At 42.3% G+C, this 15,976-nt stretch carries 10 protein-coding genes and 1 pseudogene; 3 read left to right on the forward strand and 8 right to left on the reverse strand.

Annotated features, from left to right (window positions below):
- Positions 1-88: 88 nt before the first annotated feature.
- From VK664_RS10260 to dprA, 5 genes are all read right to left on the reverse strand, one after another.
- The gene (locus VK664_RS10260; RefSeq protein ID WP_461398562.1) at positions 89-2,713 is read right to left on the reverse strand and encodes a PKD domain-containing protein; all 2,625 of its coding nucleotides are present in this window, start codon (positions 2,711-2,713) and stop codon (positions 89-91) included.
- Between the two features lie 34 nt (positions 2,714-2,747).
- A complete protein-coding gene (locus VK664_RS10265; RefSeq protein ID WP_461398563.1) occupies positions 2,748-3,542 on the reverse strand; it encodes an alpha/beta fold hydrolase in 795 nt (264 codons plus the stop codon).
- Positions 3,543-3,546: 4 nt separating this feature from the next.
- Positions 3,547-4,815: a lipoprotein N-acyltransferase Lnb domain-containing protein gene (locus VK664_RS10270; RefSeq protein ID WP_461398564.1), complete on the reverse strand. Its 1,269-nt coding sequence runs from the start codon at positions 4,813-4,815 to the stop codon at positions 3,547-3,549.
- A 181-nt stretch (positions 4,816-4,996) separates the two neighbouring features.
- Positions 4,997-6,496: an IMP dehydrogenase gene (gene guaB, locus VK664_RS10275; RefSeq protein WP_461398565.1), complete on the reverse strand. Its 1,500-nt coding sequence runs from the start codon at positions 6,494-6,496 to the stop codon at positions 4,997-4,999.
- A 287-nt stretch (positions 6,497-6,783) separates the two neighbouring features.
- A complete protein-coding gene (dprA, locus tag VK664_RS10280; RefSeq protein WP_461398566.1) occupies positions 6,784-7,884 on the reverse strand; it encodes a DNA-processing protein DprA in 1,101 nt (366 codons plus the stop codon).
- Positions 7,885-8,292: 408 nt separating this feature from the next.
- Here dprA and VK664_RS10285 point away from each other — a divergent pair.
- Positions 8,293-8,550 (forward strand): annotated as a pseudogene (locus VK664_RS10285) (DUF4372 domain-containing protein); the annotation flags it as partial.
- A gap of 31 nt (positions 8,551-8,581) precedes the next feature.
- On the opposite strand, the gene VK664_RS10290 reads toward VK664_RS10285, so the two are convergent.
- The 3 genes from VK664_RS10290 to VK664_RS10300 form a co-directional block, all read right to left on the reverse strand.
- Entirely contained in the window at positions 8,582-10,504 is a 1,923-nt protein-coding gene (locus VK664_RS10290; protein WP_461398567.1) for an OmpA family protein, read from the reverse strand.
- Between the two features lie 280 nt (positions 10,505-10,784).
- Entirely contained in the window at positions 10,785-11,411 is a 627-nt protein-coding gene (locus VK664_RS10295) for a 7-carboxy-7-deazaguanine synthase QueE (protein ID WP_461398568.1), read from the reverse strand.
- Between the two features lie 284 nt (positions 11,412-11,695).
- Positions 11,696-12,571 (reverse strand): bifunctional 5,10-methylenetetrahydrofolate dehydrogenase/5,10-methenyltetrahydrofolate cyclohydrolase, encoded by an 876-nt coding sequence (locus tag VK664_RS10300; protein WP_461398569.1) that lies wholly within the window; start codon positions 12,569-12,571, stop codon positions 11,696-11,698.
- Positions 12,572-12,701: 130 nt separating this feature from the next.
- Here VK664_RS10300 and VK664_RS10305 point away from each other — a divergent pair, with 130 nt between their 5' ends.
- Both VK664_RS10305 and VK664_RS10310 read left to right on the forward strand, forming a co-directional pair.
- Complete coding sequence (locus tag VK664_RS10305; protein ID WP_461398570.1) at positions 12,702-14,783, forward strand: hypothetical protein; 2,082 nt, start codon at positions 12,702-12,704, stop codon at positions 14,781-14,783.
- 347 nt (positions 14,784-15,130) lie between these two features.
- Positions 15,131-15,976 (forward strand): hypothetical protein, encoded by an 846-nt coding sequence (locus VK664_RS10310; RefSeq protein WP_461398571.1) that lies wholly within the window; start codon positions 15,131-15,133, stop codon positions 15,974-15,976.

Raw genomic sequence — 15,976 nt, forward strand, 5'->3', positions numbered from 1 at the left:
GGATGAATTTGAATAGGGAGGAAGGAAACCGGTATCAATTTAAGCGTTTTTGTTCATCATTGGGCCCCGGTTTTGAAAGAATTATAATTTACCTGATCAACACTGCCGAACCTCTTTTCACCACCGTTTTACCGGTATAATCTTTTCCGCTAACCATCCAGACATAGGTTCCTGCGTCCTGGTTTTTGCCCGCAAGCGTTCCGTCCCAGCCTTTGCCAATCTGTGTTGTCTGGAATATAAGCTGCCCCCACCTGTTATAAACCCTGAAGTAATCGAGTGATGAAATGCCTACAGGAATGGGTCTGAAAACAACATTTTTTGTACCGGTAGGATTAAATGCATTCGGAACAAAAATATCAGGTTGTGTTTTGAAGACTTTAATATTTATGGTATCAAAGGCCTGGCAACCTTCTTCAGTATATGCCCGCATGATATAACTGGTGTTTTCATTAACACGGGCAATTGGTGTTGCAATGCTACGTTGATCAAGGCCGAGTGGCGGCGTCCAGTCAAAAGCATCTGCACCTTTTCCATTTAACTGTAAAGGTTGTCCAATAACTATTGAAGTATCATTACCGGCAAATGCAACTATCCTATCCCTTACTTTAACCTCTACTTCAGAGATGCCTGGTTTCGGACAGCCAAGGGTATCATAGGCACGCAAGGTATAAATGGTTGTTGCCCTCGGTGTTGCAATGGGATTCAGTACTGATGAATTGTTTAAAGAGCTTATTGGCGACCAGTTGAATCGGCTGCCAACAATCGATGCATTAAGAAATGCAGGATCATTGTAACAAATCACGGTATCATTCCCTGCATTGGAAATAGGGTATGGGACTGTTTTTATGGTTACTTCACCAGGTGCATCACATTTTCCGATACTGGCAATTACGTTGTATGTTGTTGTTGTAGTTGGAAAAGCCAGCGGATTCCGTGTAAGCGGGTTAAGAAGGGTTGCGGTGGGCGACCAGGTAAACTTTAGTCCGTCACCTGAAGGTCGCAACCTTATGGTATCTGTTAAACAGATTGTTGTATCGGGTCCTGCATCGAGGGTCACAAAATCAACCACCCGAACGCGCACGATATCTGTATTTATACAACCATTTTCATTCAGGCTCACCTGGTAACTGGTGGTCGTTTTTGGCCAGACCAGTGGGGTGGCGGTATTTTCATTCATGATATTACCACCCACCGGGGTCCATGAATAAAGGCCCGGCCCGGTAGCTTTTAACTGGAGGGTATCAATACTGCAGATCAGGGTATCCTTAAATGCTAAAAGTACGGGTGGTTTATCCCTTACTTCTACTTGTCGCGAAATTGTATCACGGCATCCCCTGGAACTTTCAACAATCAGTTCTACATCTTTCATACCGGTTGAACTAAACTTCCAGGATGGGGTTGCACTCAAAGAAGTATCAGCCAATGTGGATTCATCACCAAAATTCCAGCGCCACTTGCTTGCCTGGCCATATCTCGCAGATGTGGTGTCTACAAATTGTAAGGGAAGAAGAACACAGGTTCCCTGGGTGGTAAAACCAGGAAAAAATCCCGGATAAACTTTGGCCAGCGTAGTCGTTTCATCCACGCATTGACCCGCCAGTACTACCTTCAGTTTTACTAAATAAGTACCGGTATCAGCATATTGATGATTCACCGCACCCTGTGCATCATTTGAATTTACGACAGGGGTGCCATCGCCGAAATCCCAGGTATAGACAGAACCCGGGGGATTACTTTGTTCGTTTTTGAAAGTTACCAGGAAATCATCGCAGAAAGCATAATCAGGTTTAAGGAAAGCCTGTAAAGGAACGCAATCAGAAACCCGCACATGTATGTCTTTTTTATGAATGTTTATCAACACTCCATTGCGATATTCATAAGCGCAGGCTGTAATAACGTATTGACCAAGCGCAATAGGAGCTATCCCGGAAATCAAACCTGTTTGAGGATTGATAGTCACACGCGAGCCAATCGGGGAGGTTCCGCTGTATGGGTTGCTGTAATTTAATTCGGAAAATGGCGGTGTACTGGTTACCGAAGGATTAGGATTTTGTTGGGATCCACCAACAAAACCACTGCAAAGTGTATATACTAATGAATCTCCGGCATCAGGCTGAACTGCAGAAAAATCAAGTGTGAATCCACTGTTAGTACAAATGGCAGTTGCATCATTTGTTGAAAACCGGGGGCTTGAATTTTTATAGGCATCCGGAAGGGCACCTGTGCCCGGGATCTCACAATAATAAGTGGCGCCAGATGCATTGCTTGGCTGTGCGAGATTTACAATTCCACCAATCCGGCAACAGCGTTGAAATGCGATGGTATAACCATTTTGTGAGTCGGGCAAAGTGACGCTGGTACTATAAACCCGCACGCGGTAACAAACATCAGTAGGTGGATTGCCAATACATGGATTGGAAGCCGGATCAAAACGACTGAAGCTTTCACCGGTAAAAGGTGCTGAAATTATAGAACCATATTGGGTGTTGGTCGCTTTGTTGAAAATTGTGAGTGAAATGCTGGGATCAAGCTGACCCGAACTGGAAGCACCGCAGTCAATATAAAGTTTCAGGGAGACGCTGTAATTGGAAGTGCCCGGCGCAGAACCCGGACCTATATAAGTATAAAATAGTTCACCACCCTTGATATGCTCCGCCATAACATGCAGCACCATACCAAATACACCTATAAGTATAGCCAGAAACTTCTTCATGCAATTAATCCACAGTATTCACCGGTACCTCCGCTTAGCTGTTATTCAGGAGGATCTCCAGATAATGATTGCTGTTCGCGGGTTCTTCCAGCATACCCATATGGCCGGAATTCTTTAGAGAATGAAAATATGATAATTCAGGCAAATAAGATTGTTCCAGCATGTGTTTAATCGGGATGGCAGAATCATGCTCACCCGCGATAAAAAGCACAGGTTTCGGAACTTTTCTTAAAACTTCAGACCTGTCGGGTCTCTGAATCATTGCTTCGTAGTAATGTACGAGAGAATTTGGATTGAAGTTGGAATAGCGGTTGATAATTTCTTCAACCATCCCAGGATTCTCGTTTTTTGTTTGATCTGAGAAAAGGTTTGGGGTTGCCTGCTGCAGGAATTTAAGAGAACCATTTTGTTTGATAAACTGGATACTTTTCCTTCTTGATTCAATCTTTTCTTCTGTATCAGCATAGGCTGTCGAATGAAAAAGACAAAGCCCGGTCATCCTTTCAGGATATTTTCCGGCAAAAGCCAGCGCGATATACCCACCCATGGAATGGCCTATAATGTCGGCGGCTTCTATATCTTCTTCTTTAAGAAGTTGTTCAAGCATATCTGCATGATCATCCATACTGAAGACCTCCGGGATAAAATCCGATTTGCCACTGCCCGGAAGATCTGGTACAATTAACCGGTAATCCTCCCTGAACCTGCTCACCTGGTTTTCCCAAATGGTCGCGTCTTCTGCGAAACCATGTATCAACAGCACTGGCTTTCCTTTCCCGTAAACAGAATAACTGATCCTGCCTTTTTGATAACTTAATGATTTGACCATACGATTATTTTTTAGAGAGGATAAAGGACCGGATAACAAGCAATAAGATTACCGGTATCAGAGAGTTATTGAGCTCCTGTGGCCACCATGGCCATCCCAGCAACAATAATGCCCCCAGGATGCCGGAAACCCGAAAATATGGCTTTATCCATTTCTTCTGTTTTCCGATAAAGAATGCGGCGACCGCATGGGTCGGAATTGCCCAGATGATGTTCATATTATTACGGCAAACTGTATCCTCCCTGAATAACCAAAGGCTGAGCATCAGGATGCCCAGTAAACCCGTAACCAGGAACAATGATTTGTCTAAGAGCTTCACAGTTTTCTCGGAGGTAGAATGTAAAAAAGATAAAATCAGCAGAAAAATTGAGAGAGCAGTGAGCACCAGGTATGGATTAATCCAGGGCATGGATAACTCAACCACAGGAGGTTGGTAGAGGTAAGGTTTTGATGTAACCAGGGGGGACAATGCTTTTGGATCTGGCCTTATCAATATGCTCGCAGAGTCAAATCCTTTCATAAGATAATCAGGTAAAAACATCGATTGTTCGTTCGTGACTTTTTTATCGATCAATGAACCCAGCAGAAGGTCGATGCCGAGTTTGCTCCAGTGTTGCTGACCCTTATGCAGGGATTCATGGATCATGTTCCGGAAAGTGGGCACCTTAGCCGGAAGAATGTTATTGAATCTAATCAGCGATTTTGGAGTCTTTGAAATGATGTCCCGGATCCGGGTTGAACAATTGTCGTAGAGGAATGAATAATCGTAATATTTATTTTCTTCTCTTGCATTCAGTTTTAATGCTTCGAATAATCGCATTTTATCCTCGCAGGTCAGACGCAATTGTTGTTCAATGACGCTGCGTTTGGTTACCTGGTATTCATACAGGAAGGAGTCCATATCAGCGTAAGACAAGGAATACAACATCTGACCTTTGGTGAATTTTACGTAAAAAGAGAAATCGTCAAATTCCATGGTGCCATAATTATAAACTATGTCCATACCTGTTGAAGCATCTGTGATCCTGATGGCAGAATGGCCAAAGATGGAATATAGTTCTTCACCGGGCCCGCAGGTAAGTATACTTATCCGGAGATTACAGGAATCGGTCTGAGTTGAGTTGTTGCGGGTTGAATCGTTTTGAGCGGTATCAAATTGATTTGAACCCTTCTTAATAGAATCGTTTTGAGTTAACTTGTTATTGCGGGGAGTGTCCTGGGCTAAACAAACCGAGGTACAATACAGGAGCACAATTAATAATAGCATTCTCATAAAGTACCGGCAATGTTTCATATGAAAACCAAAGTCTTAATTTCGATTATGTATTCAATTCCTGCCTTTTAATTCTTCTTACAATGTTTCATACTCACCATTCTGCATTTGATATCCGGAAGCAATTATCGGGGATTCTACTCCAAGCTATTGAATTAACGTCTATAATCAAACTATTGCATTAACGGCTATAATTTGGTGCTTCCTTCGTGATTTCAATATCATGAGCGTGGCTTTCGCGCATACCTGCGTTAGTGATTCTCACGAATTGCGATTTTTGCAGCGCCTGTATATCTTTTGCACCGCAGTATCCCATCCCGGCTCTTAAGCCACCTGTATATTGATATACTATTTCGTGTAAATTTCCTTTGAAAGCAACCCTGCCTTCAATTCCTTCAGGTACAAATTTCTTAATATCATCTTCAACATCCTGGAAATAGCGATCGCCGCTTCCCAGATTCATTGCACCGATTGAACCCATGCCCCGGTATTGTTTAAACTTACGACCTTCATAAATGATTGTTTCGCCAGGACTTTCTTCTGTGCCGGCAAATACACTTCCCATCATAACTACGTTCGCACCGGCTGCGAGTGCCTTCACCATATCACCGGTATAACGGATACCCCCATCCGCAATTAACGGCACCTTCAATTTATGTAATGCACTTGCAGCTTCCATGATAGCGGTGATCTGCGGCATACCTGCACCGGCTACAATTCTTGTTGTGCATATAGAGCCTGGTCCAATACCCACCTTAACAGCATCTGCTCCTGCTTCTACAAGGGCAATCGCCCCACTTGCGGTTGCTATATTTCCGGCAATGACCTGTAGTTTTTTAAAATTTTTCTTTACTTTTTTCAAAGCATTCAATACACCGGTATTGTGACCATGTGCACTATCAAGACAAACAACGTCAACGCCTATTTGCTGCAGTGCAGATGCGCGGTCCAGCAAATCTTCGGTTATACCTAATGCAGCTCCGACAAGTAAACGTCCGTAAGAATCTTTTACAGCATCGGGAAAACTGTGCAATTGTAGTATATCCCTGTAGGTAATAAGGCCAATCAGTTTACCTGCTTTATTAACGACCGGTAATTTTTCAATCTTATATTGACTCAGAATGGTTTTTGCTTTTTTGAGATCAGTACCTTCAGGAGCGGTAATCAGGTTTGTGCTTGTCATTACACTTTTCACCTTTTTACTCATGTCGGTTTCGAAACGCATGTCCCGGTTGGTTAAAATTCCAACAAGTTGGTTCTGATCGTTTACAATCGGGATACCGCCGATCTTGTTATCTTTCATCAGCTTCAGTGCATCAGCAAGCACTGATTCTTCATGAAGGGTAATAGGGTCGAGAATCATCCCGCTTTCACTACGTTTTACCTTACGAACCTGCTCAGCCTGTTGCTCAATCGACATGTTTTTATGCAGAATGCCTATTCCGCCTTCGCGCGCAAGAGCGATCGCCAGTTTGGCTTCGGTCACGGTATCCATCGCTGAAGACAGCATAGGAATATTAAGTGTAATGTCTTTGGTAAGTTGAGAACGAATGTTCACTTCGCGTGGTAAAACCTGTGAATATGCTGGCACCAGCAGTACATCGTCGAAGGTTAGTCCTTCACCAAAAAATTTTTCTTGCCTGGGAGACTTAGATTTTGAAGCGTTATTTATTGTTGCCATGTGCAAAGATAGCGCAACAGGTAAATTGGTTCCAAATGATTTTTTTGTTACGCATTCAGTGATGCTAACTGTTGAAGATCAACCAGGGAGTGATTATAATGATTGCATTGTTAAAATTTTAACTGTATAAAGCTGACGTTACCGCAGTACCAGCCAGCTTTACTGTTACTGCTGCGGAAATTGCCACCCTGTCCTATCAATATTTCCTTCCTCTTCGTTTTATTCCACTCTTTTCTTCGAATAAGATTAAATCTTTTTTCTTCTTTACTTTTTTTCTTCTCTTTTCATCAAATAAGATTAAATCTTTTACCGGGCAAGGTCGCGATAATACTTCTTAGCTCCAGGCCCAGGATCACTGATGCGGTGAGGCTATTACTCATTCCGCTTCTGAACATCAGTTCATCAATATGCATAGGCGCATTTTCCTGCAGCAGGTTAATAATTATCTGCTCATTCTCATTCAGATCATCAAATAATTGCCTGGCTCTTTTCTGTTTTACATATTTATCATCGTTCCAGCCCATGGTCTCAATAAATTCTTCTGGTTCCGTTAACAAAGCTGCTTTATGCGTTTTGATCAGCAGATTACAGCCGAGGCTTTTTAGATCAGTTATTCTGCCCGGGCAGGCAAACACATCCCGATGATAAGTATTAGCCAGGTTAGCTGTTATCAGGCTGCCTCCTTTTATGCCAGTTTCCACGACGATTGTTGCATCGCTTATACCGGCAACCACCCGGTTCCTGCTCGGAAAATTATGTTTATCGGGCTGCGTATTACTTTTAAATTCTGATAACAGTCCACCATGTTTTATCATATTTTTTGCGAGTCCGGAGTGTTCCGGTGGATAGATGGTATCAAGTCCATGTGCGAGCACAACAATAGTCGGGATATTATTTTTGATAGCCGCTTTGTGTGCAAATGAATCAATGCCAAATGCAAGTCCACTTACTATTATGACATCATAGGGCTGTAATGCCTGGACCAGTTTTTCAGTGGTTGATTTGCCATAGTCAGTACTTGATCTTGTTCCGATGATGGAGATAATTCTTGAATTGTTAAGATTTGCATTGCCGCGATAAAACAACAGTGTAGGCGGATCATAACAATTCAGGAGACGCCGGGGATAGCCGGGATCAGTAAGAAACAAAGGTTCAATCTTATACCTTTCAATAAATTTTATTTCATTTTCTGCTGATCTGAAATCCCGGAAATATTTTATTTTATTTGCTTTGATAGGTCCGATATCTTCAATCGCTTCTATTTCGCTGACGTGAGCGCTAAAGACGTTTTCGGCAGTACCAAAATGGTCCACCAGCTTTTTCGCATTTACGGCACCGACATAAGGAACCTGGCATAGGGCGAGTTGAAAAATAAGGTCTGAATTCATGTCCTGTTTCTTAACAGGAAAAAATACAATAGATCTATAGTATGGGACCAGTTTAATTCCCCGATTTATGCCGTCAAATCATCAGGGATAAATGGGCTAAAAACTTCAGCGGGATCTTAAATAAGATGATATGATTAAGATGATATGGTTAAGATGGTTATGATTAAGAGGTTATGATTAAGAGGTTATGATTAAGAGGTTATGAATAAGATGGTATGATCAAATCATATACCAGGTTAACATTGAATAAGGTCAGACTATGAGCAAACCCGCCTCCTTCGCTGATTATCTAATAGCAGAAAAAATGCTAAAGCTTCGGTTATAGTTCAAATCACTAGCGTTTTGATGTTCTGTTTGCAAGTTCTTTGAAAATATTGTCTGTATTGAGGTTGCTTATATAAGGTTAAGGATTTTAGATGCTGGAAACAATACTTATACATGGCTTTTGGACAGATTACAAATCGGGAAAGTTTAAGCGATACGATGTTATGCTTAAAAGCAAATGCTGATAAAACCTATCATCTTGGTATTGGTGAAGTGGTCTCGAAAAGTACACTTTCAACTGCTAATGAAAATAGATCTTCTCTTATTTATTTTGATTTGGCAATGCTTTTAATCGAGCAGGCCAAACAATTATATATATGGCTAATCTTGGTTGTTAACTAATTAAAGTCCGGATAATTTTTTACGTCAAACCCTATTGACTTATCACCTTTAGCTCTGTTCTCCGGTTTTGTGCTCTGCCTGCATCTGTAGTATTCGCAGCAACCGGAACACTCGCCCCAAAACCTTTTGCAGACAAGCGGTTTGCAGCTATGCTCTTGGCAACTATATACTTCACCACAGCTTCGGCACGGTCATTCGATAGCTTCATGTTATCAGCTGCCTTTCCAACATTATCCGTATATCCATTGATCTGGATTGTCAATGTTGGATTGTCTTTTAACAACATAACGATTTTATCAAGTTCCGAATAGGATTCGGGCTTAATCACAAATTGGTTTACATCAAAGAATATATTCTTCAATACAATAGTGGCATTAGCTTCTATCGGTTGAAGTGGTATATCAATATTATAGGTTGAGTCAGGTGATTTTTCTGTCAGGGAAAAATTCTCAGAGAAAAACAGGTAGCCACGACGGTTAACGTTGAATGCATAATCCTTTCCAACCGGCAAAGTGATCAGGTAGCTGCCGGTACCATCGGTCTGGATACTGCTCAATGTTTGCTGGGTGGCAAGATCTGTAAGTTCAACAGAGGACGGTAAACCCTTCGATGTTTTCTTATCAAACACTTTTCCTTTTATCCATAGCGTACGGGCAGGACGAATATCATCGCGTAATTGAAAAGTATAAAGATCAAGACCGCCTTTGCTATCGCTCCTGTCTGATGCATAATAAGCTGTTTTTCCATCCGCAGCAATAGAGAGACTGCCTTCATTTTCAATGGTATTTATCGGGTAGCCGAGGTTAATAGCTTTTGACCAGGTACCTCCGGGACCTTTTCGTACTAGGAACAAATCTTCTCCACCATAACCCAGGTGGCCGCTCGAAGTGAAATACAAGGTCTGGTTATCTGCATGTATAAAGGGGCAACTTTCGTCGCCTGGTGTATTGATTTCCGGCCCGGCATTTTGTGGTTCGCTCCAGGTGCCGTTGGGAAGTCTTTTGCTGATATAAATATCAGAACCGCCGAAACCATCCGGACGGTTGCTTGTAAAATATAAATCCCTTTTATCTGGCGAAAGTGAAGGGGCGGTTTCCCAGGATTCGGTGTTAATCTTGTTACCCAGGTTTTCGGGGTTGCTCCAGCCGTTATTTGTGAGATATGAAATATAAAGGTCACAACTGCCAAGTCCTTCCGGGAAGTTACAGCCCGTGAATATCAGCCACTGTCCATCCTGCGAAATGTTTTGTGCGCCTTCGTTTGATGGAGAGTTTATCTGACCGCTCAGGGCAGCGGCAGCACTCCAGCTGGTGTCGTTTCTGGAAGCGCTATAAAAATCTTCGTTGGTATTACCGACACGCCTGGTAAACACCAACTCCTTCCCATCGATGGTCAGGGTCGGGAAATATTCAGACACCTTGCTGTTTATTTTATCGCCGAGGTTTTTTGGCTCGAATTTATAGTCACCAAGTGGTTTCTGTTTTGCGTAATCTACCGCAAACTGAAAACTCTTCCTTCGATATTCTGCTGCCAGCCTGCTCTTTTCATTCAGAGTCGGGATATTTATGAAGTCGGTGATAGCAGCGATCGCTTTTTCAAACTCACCTTGTCCTGCCAGGTTGATAGAATAGGGGAGATTGTAATCTTTGAAATAATCGGCATCGATAGCCTTGGCTTTCAGGTAATTATCGATGGAAGCCGGATAATTTTTGAGTTCGCCATACATGCCAGCTATAGAAAGATATGCATCCATGAATTTAGCATCAAGCTTTACTGCATTATCAAGAAGCTGAATCCCTTCTTTGAAATTTCCGTCATTGGCTTTTTCCAGTCCCTGGCGATAGAGGGCCATGGCTTTTTTCCCAACTTTTTCAGGATAGTACTGGGCCTGAATAGCCAGGGTAAATAGTGAAAATGACAACAAAAGCAGGTATTTTCCAGGATTGGCAGACATGAATTGGAATTAGTAAATCAATATTAATTATTAAATATTCAAATAACAATTGAAACATGTCATTTCATGACAGTAGTCAGGCTGAATCAGTACCGAAAACACCATGAAACTGCATCCACAAAGCTCCGGCCTGGCAATAGAATCACACCGCCGCCTTTAATCAAACAGGTTTCTCAGCTTCTTATCAAACATGTTTTTCTGCTTCAATGTTGGATGAAGATGGGAAGTAGCGGGTGAAAGTTGTCAAACATGCCGTAATGCGGGCTCGCCACTACCAATTTTAAGGGACATTTATGTATTTATGAAGCTGAAGTGAAAATTCCCATTGGGGGTTCAGCTTGATATATTCAATGATTCGCGGCGTCATTTGTGCGGATTTTGTCCATTCCGGTTGTAAAAATAGTTTGCAATCAGGGGAAACCGCCCGCGCATGTTGTTCTGCCCACTCAAAATCGGAATTGTTATAGATAACTACCTTGAGTTCATTTGCCAATGGCATAATTTCAGGCAGGGGAAATTTGAATTTTTTGGGAGAAAGACAGATCCAGTCCCAGTCGCCGCTCAGGGCACTTGACCCTGATGTTTCAATATTGGTTTCAAAACCGGCTACGTGCAGCGCTTTAGTCAGTGGACCACAGTCGTGCACAAGTGGTTCACCACCAGTAATTACCGCCAGGCGGCCAGGATAAGCCGAAGCTTCGCTGGTTATTATGTCGATATCCATTAATGGGTGTTTGGATGCATCCCAGCTCTCCTTTACATCACACCATACACAACCCACATCACAACCACCGAGCCTAACAAAATATGCGGCCCGGCCCTGGTGAAAACCTTCTCCCTGGATGGTATAAAAAGCTTCCATAACCGGAAGCTGAACCTTTGTCAATATTTCTGTCAATTCTTTCATCACCAATTATCGCCCTGGTCTTTAATCATTTTATTGTAAAACATTCCATCATCCCGCATGTTCGACCCAATTCCGCGGTTTCACCCGATCCCGGGGTTTCACCGATGCCGGGGTTTTACCCAATCCCGGGGGGCACCCGGGCTATGCGAAATCAACCCCTACCGGAGTTGGTTCAAATTTCCATGTAGTCAACTCCTGCCGGGGTTGTACGCAATTTCATAATTCGTATCTCAGTTTCATAACTCATAACTCATAATTCATATCTCTCTTCACATCTCTCTTGATCAGTTTTTTTGCTGGCAGGCTATAAAAGTGTTCGTCATCAACGCTGCAATGGTCATAGGGCCAACGCCTCCGGGAACTGGTGTGATATAACTGCATTTCGGTGAAACGCTCGCAAACTCAACGTCACCCTTGATTGCGTAACCACTTTTTTTAGAAGTGTCCGGAACCCTGGTGATTCCTACATCTATTATTATTGCGCCGTCTTTTACCATATCAGCTTTAACAAATTCCGGCTTACCGAGAGCGGCAATTATTATATCGGCGCTCTGGCAAATTTCCTTCAGATTTTTGGTGTGCGAATGGCAAAGGGTAACGGTGCAGTTTCCCGGGTTTTTATTGGAGCTGAGCAAAATGCTTATCGGGCGGCCAACTATATTGCTTCTTCCCACAACAACCGCGTGCATACCTGCCGTATTTATCTTATAATGAGCCAGTAAAAGCATTATTCCATAAGGTGTCGCGGAAACAAAGCCAGGCAAGCCCTGAACCAGTTTTCCTACATTTACCGGGTGAAATCCATCGACATCTTTTGTTGGATCGATGGCATTTATCACATTTTCATCTGAGATATGTTTTGGCAATGGTAACTGTACAAGAATGCCATCCACATCGTAGTCAAGGTTCAGATCTTCAATGATGGTCAGCAACCTGTTTTCGCTGATATCTTCCTCGAGACGGATCAGGGTACTTTTGAACCCGATTTCTTCGCAGGTTTTCACTTTGGATGCAACATAGGTTTCGCTAGCGCCGGAATTTCCGACCAGGATAGCGGCCAAATGTGGTGTTTTTTTTCCTTCATTTGTAAGCTGGGCAACCTTGATCTTGAGCTCATCCTTTATAGCCTGGGATGTGAGTACGCCGTCTAAAATTTCCATTTCGCAAAGGTATATTTCCATTTGGAATAGAATACTTAAAAATTTGACAGCAAATATTCACGATTTTAGTGTTGCCATTGACGCTTTTGAATTGTTGAACGGTCGACAATCATCTTAAAAACCTTCTTTTATGAAAAATGGAACCAGGCCAATGGGCTTCTATCAAATCTACAGGAAGGCATTTGTACTGGCCGCAGCTGTGTTCGGCGCAGCGGTGTCGCCTGCAGGATTCATGGCGAATGCTCAGATTGCTTCAAAAGAGCATATTTATATACATACTGATCGAAACGTATACCTGGCGGGGGAAACGGTTTTTTTCAAAGCCTATCTTTACCTTCAGTTTGCTCCCAGCGATTTAAGTTCTTCGCTGATTTATCAATTGTCAGATCTTTCCGGAAACGTCAGGGCTGCCGGGTTAATTCCTGTTACGGGCGGCACGGCTGCCGGATCTATTGAGCTCGGTTCAGGGATACCTCAAGGTGTTTATTTGTTAAATACAATGACTACTAAGTTGTCGAAGCCTTTACCGGAAGAAGTTTACAGCCGGCCCCTCTATATTTTTAATGCTGATAATAAGGAAGGATCAGTGAAACAGCCTCCCTCAGCACCTGCCGGGTCGGAACTAGCTGCAACTGATATATCGATTTCGGCATCAAAATCGCCAAAAGGCAGGCTGGTCAATGTAGAGTTCCCGGATTCGACCTCAACAGGTAAGTCGTGGCGGATTTTCGGGCTTATGGAAAACCAGGTAGTTTTTGCACACCAATTTATATTAAAGACCCAGACACAATCCATGCAGGTTCCAACTCTTGATTTGCCGGACGGGATCCTTCATTTTGTATTGGCAAACGAAGGAGGAACTATCTTATCAAAAGGACTGACATCTATTGATAATGGTTCATCAAACCTGGAATTAACGCTAAATATCGACAGTTTCCGGACCGATTCCCATGGGAGGAATGTCTTCACCCTTGGATTTCCGGCAGGTATTGCAGGTACTTTTTCTGTTTCGGTTACAGATCCAGGTAAAGATCTTAATCCCCGGGCAAAAAACATCTTCACTTCTTTACTAAAAGACTCTGCTATTGGGCATATCGAAATCGATAATTCCGGAGAATTTGTTCAAAAACCGAAGTGGTTGCCCGACACTAACTTCATTAGTATAAAAGGAAAAATCGATCTCCCAAATTCGAAGGTTAAGATCGGGAAAGGTGATCTGATCTTTTTTGTTCAAAACCGGGATTCATCCAGTTTTACAGTAACTCCTGAAATTTCAAAAAATGGTGAGGTTAATCTTGATAAGTTATTTTTTGAAGATACTGCTACTATCAGCTATGGTTGGAGCAAATCGAACCGGAAAATGAAAATTGATTTCGATCTCCCAAAACCCGGAGGTCAGTTTAAGCTTTGGCCGACCCGGTTACCTTTTTATGAAGCCGGGCTTTTTTCCGATTCATCAGCAATGCTTGTTTTTGGAAAAATGCAAAAAGGATTGATAGAACAATTGACAGATGCAACAATGCTAGATACCGTTTTTGTAAAAGGCAAAACCAAATCTCCAAAGGAAATAGTGAATGCAAAATATACCAGGGGGGTGTTTTCAAATTCAAATATGGCTAAAGTGATTGATCTGATAAATGAGCCCGTAAAGGCAGGCGCAAATATTCTTGATTATCTGCAGGGTAAAATATCGGGGCTAAACATCGTGAGACTCAACAACGGCTATCAACTTACCAGTACAAGGGTCTCAACAATGACAGATCCTTATCCGCACGTGAATGTTTATTTAGACGAACAATTAAGCAACCAGGATTTTGTCAGAACCCTGCCGGTAAATGATGTTGCACTTGTAAAATATTTTCCTCCCGGAAACAGCGGCATGCTTGGAATGGGCAATATTGGAGCACTGGCTATTTACACTAAACGACCAGAAGACCTTACCGGCAAAAGTGTCTTGAAAAATGAAAATACATTTCTGTATCCTGGATATACACCTGTTAAACCTTTCCAGGGTGCGCCATCATACGGCAAAAAGCAAAACGGGTATTTTAGTCCAACCATATACTGGAATCCTTCGATCTATGTTGCCGGCGAGGATAACAAAGCCGTGATATCATTTATTAATTACGGCGAAGTAAAACAAATGAAAATCGTAGTTGAAGGATTTACGGAAGATGGCAAAATTGTTTCCTTTGAAAAAATTATACCTTAGAATCTAAATCAGGTTATTGATCGCAAAATAATAATCTCCTTGAAATATTCTCCCTGGCATTGTCTCCATCTTATTGTTTGCATCTTATTGTCTGAAATATTCGTTTTAAATAATCATCTCAAATAATCGTCGCAAATAATCGTCGCAAATACTCATCTTAATATTCGTCTGAAAAATCGTCTGAGATAATCGTCTGAGATATTCGTCTGAAATAGTCGACTCCATTTTATTAGTAATGAAAACTATTTAACTGTCAATGAGGAAAAAACCAGCGCGCTAAAAAAATTTTTCTGGTATTTGCATACCTGGTAGTAGCTGTTTTTTATCCAGTTAAAAATTTTGTGCAAATGATGACGGAGCGGTTGAGTGTTTTATTGATAATTACCCTTATTCTTTATATTTTTTGCCTGTTAGCGGTTGATGTAAATGGTCAATCAGCCAGTTCTTCTGAGTCTTTCACTGAAAGAGGACCTGGAGCTTTCAGCAAAAAATTCACTGATATTTTCTGCCTGGCAAACAACCCGGCAGCTTCCACCGGATCTGAAAGTTTCAGCGCCGGCATTTACAGTGAACGAAGGTTTATGTTGAAAGAGTTAAGCCAGTATTACCTTGTCCTCGCTCATTCGACTACGCATGCCAATATCGGTGTGAAGCTGCATTATTCCGGCTTCTCCGACTATAATGAATCATCTGCCTCACTTAGTTATGGGCGTGATCTCGGGAAATTACGAGTTGGTATGCGATTCAACTATCATAAGATAAGTATCTCCGGTTATGGTTCTACCTCCACCTGGTCTGCTGATATTTCGGTGATATGGCAACTCACCGAAAAGTTGCGTGCAGGGATACAGGCCATTAATCCCATACCAGTTCCGTTCGGACCTGATAAGTCTGAACATTTTGCATCGTTGTATAAACTTGGAATGGGATACGAGATTGCTGACAAATGTTTTCTTGGCGGTGAACTATACAAGGAAACGGGGAAAACCGTAAATGTTCAGCTTTTGTTGCAATACCGGCTAGACAGCAGGTTAAGCTTTCGTGGGGGGCTAAACACCAATGTGGGTCAGCCTTTTGCCGGGGTTGAGTGGTTTCTTAATGATTTTCGGTTAGGCATAGATGGTAGTTATCATCCGGATCTTGGGTTTACACCCGCTCTCATGATCAGTTTCAAGAAACAAAAAAGTAACTGA

Origin of the sequence: Flavitalea sp. (assembly GCF_035489435.1) — a bacterium.
Classification (GTDB): Bacteria; Bacteroidota; Bacteroidia; order Chitinophagales; family Chitinophagaceae; genus DATHKG01.

Bases quoted from the DNA above. Each gene is read 5' to 3' on its own strand.
- VK664_RS10260 (WP_461398562.1), bottom strand. From the start codon at position 2,713: ATGAAGAAGTTTCTGGCTATACTTATAGGTGTATTTGGTATGGTGCTG.
- VK664_RS10265 (WP_461398563.1), bottom strand. From the start codon at position 3,542: ATGGTCAAATCATTAAGTTATCAAAAAGGCAGGATCAGTTATTCTGTT.
- VK664_RS10270 (WP_461398564.1), bottom strand. From the start codon at position 4,815: ATGAGAATGCTATTATTAATTGTGCTCCTGTATTGTACCTCGGTTTGT.
- guaB (WP_461398565.1), bottom strand. From the start codon at position 6,496: ATGGCAACAATAAATAACGCTTCAAAATCTAAGTCTCCCAGGCAAGAA.
- dprA (WP_461398566.1), bottom strand. From the start codon at position 7,884: ATGAATTCAGACCTTATTTTTCAACTCGCCCTATGCCAGGTTCCTTAT.
- VK664_RS10290 (WP_461398567.1), bottom strand. From the start codon at position 10,504: ATGTCTGCCAATCCTGGAAAATACCTGCTTTTGTTGTCATTTTCACTA.
- VK664_RS10295 (WP_461398568.1), bottom strand. From the start codon at position 11,411: ATGAAAGAATTGACAGAAATATTGACAAAGGTTCAGCTTCCGGTTATG.
- VK664_RS10300 (WP_461398569.1), bottom strand. From the start codon at position 12,571: ATGGAAATTTTAGACGGCGTACTCACATCCCAGGCTATAAAGGATGAG.
- VK664_RS10305 (WP_461398570.1), top strand. From the start codon at position 12,702: ATGAAAAATGGAACCAGGCCAATGGGCTTCTATCAAATCTACAGGAAG.
- VK664_RS10310 (WP_461398571.1), top strand. From the start codon at position 15,131: ATGATGACGGAGCGGTTGAGTGTTTTATTGATAATTACCCTTATTCTT.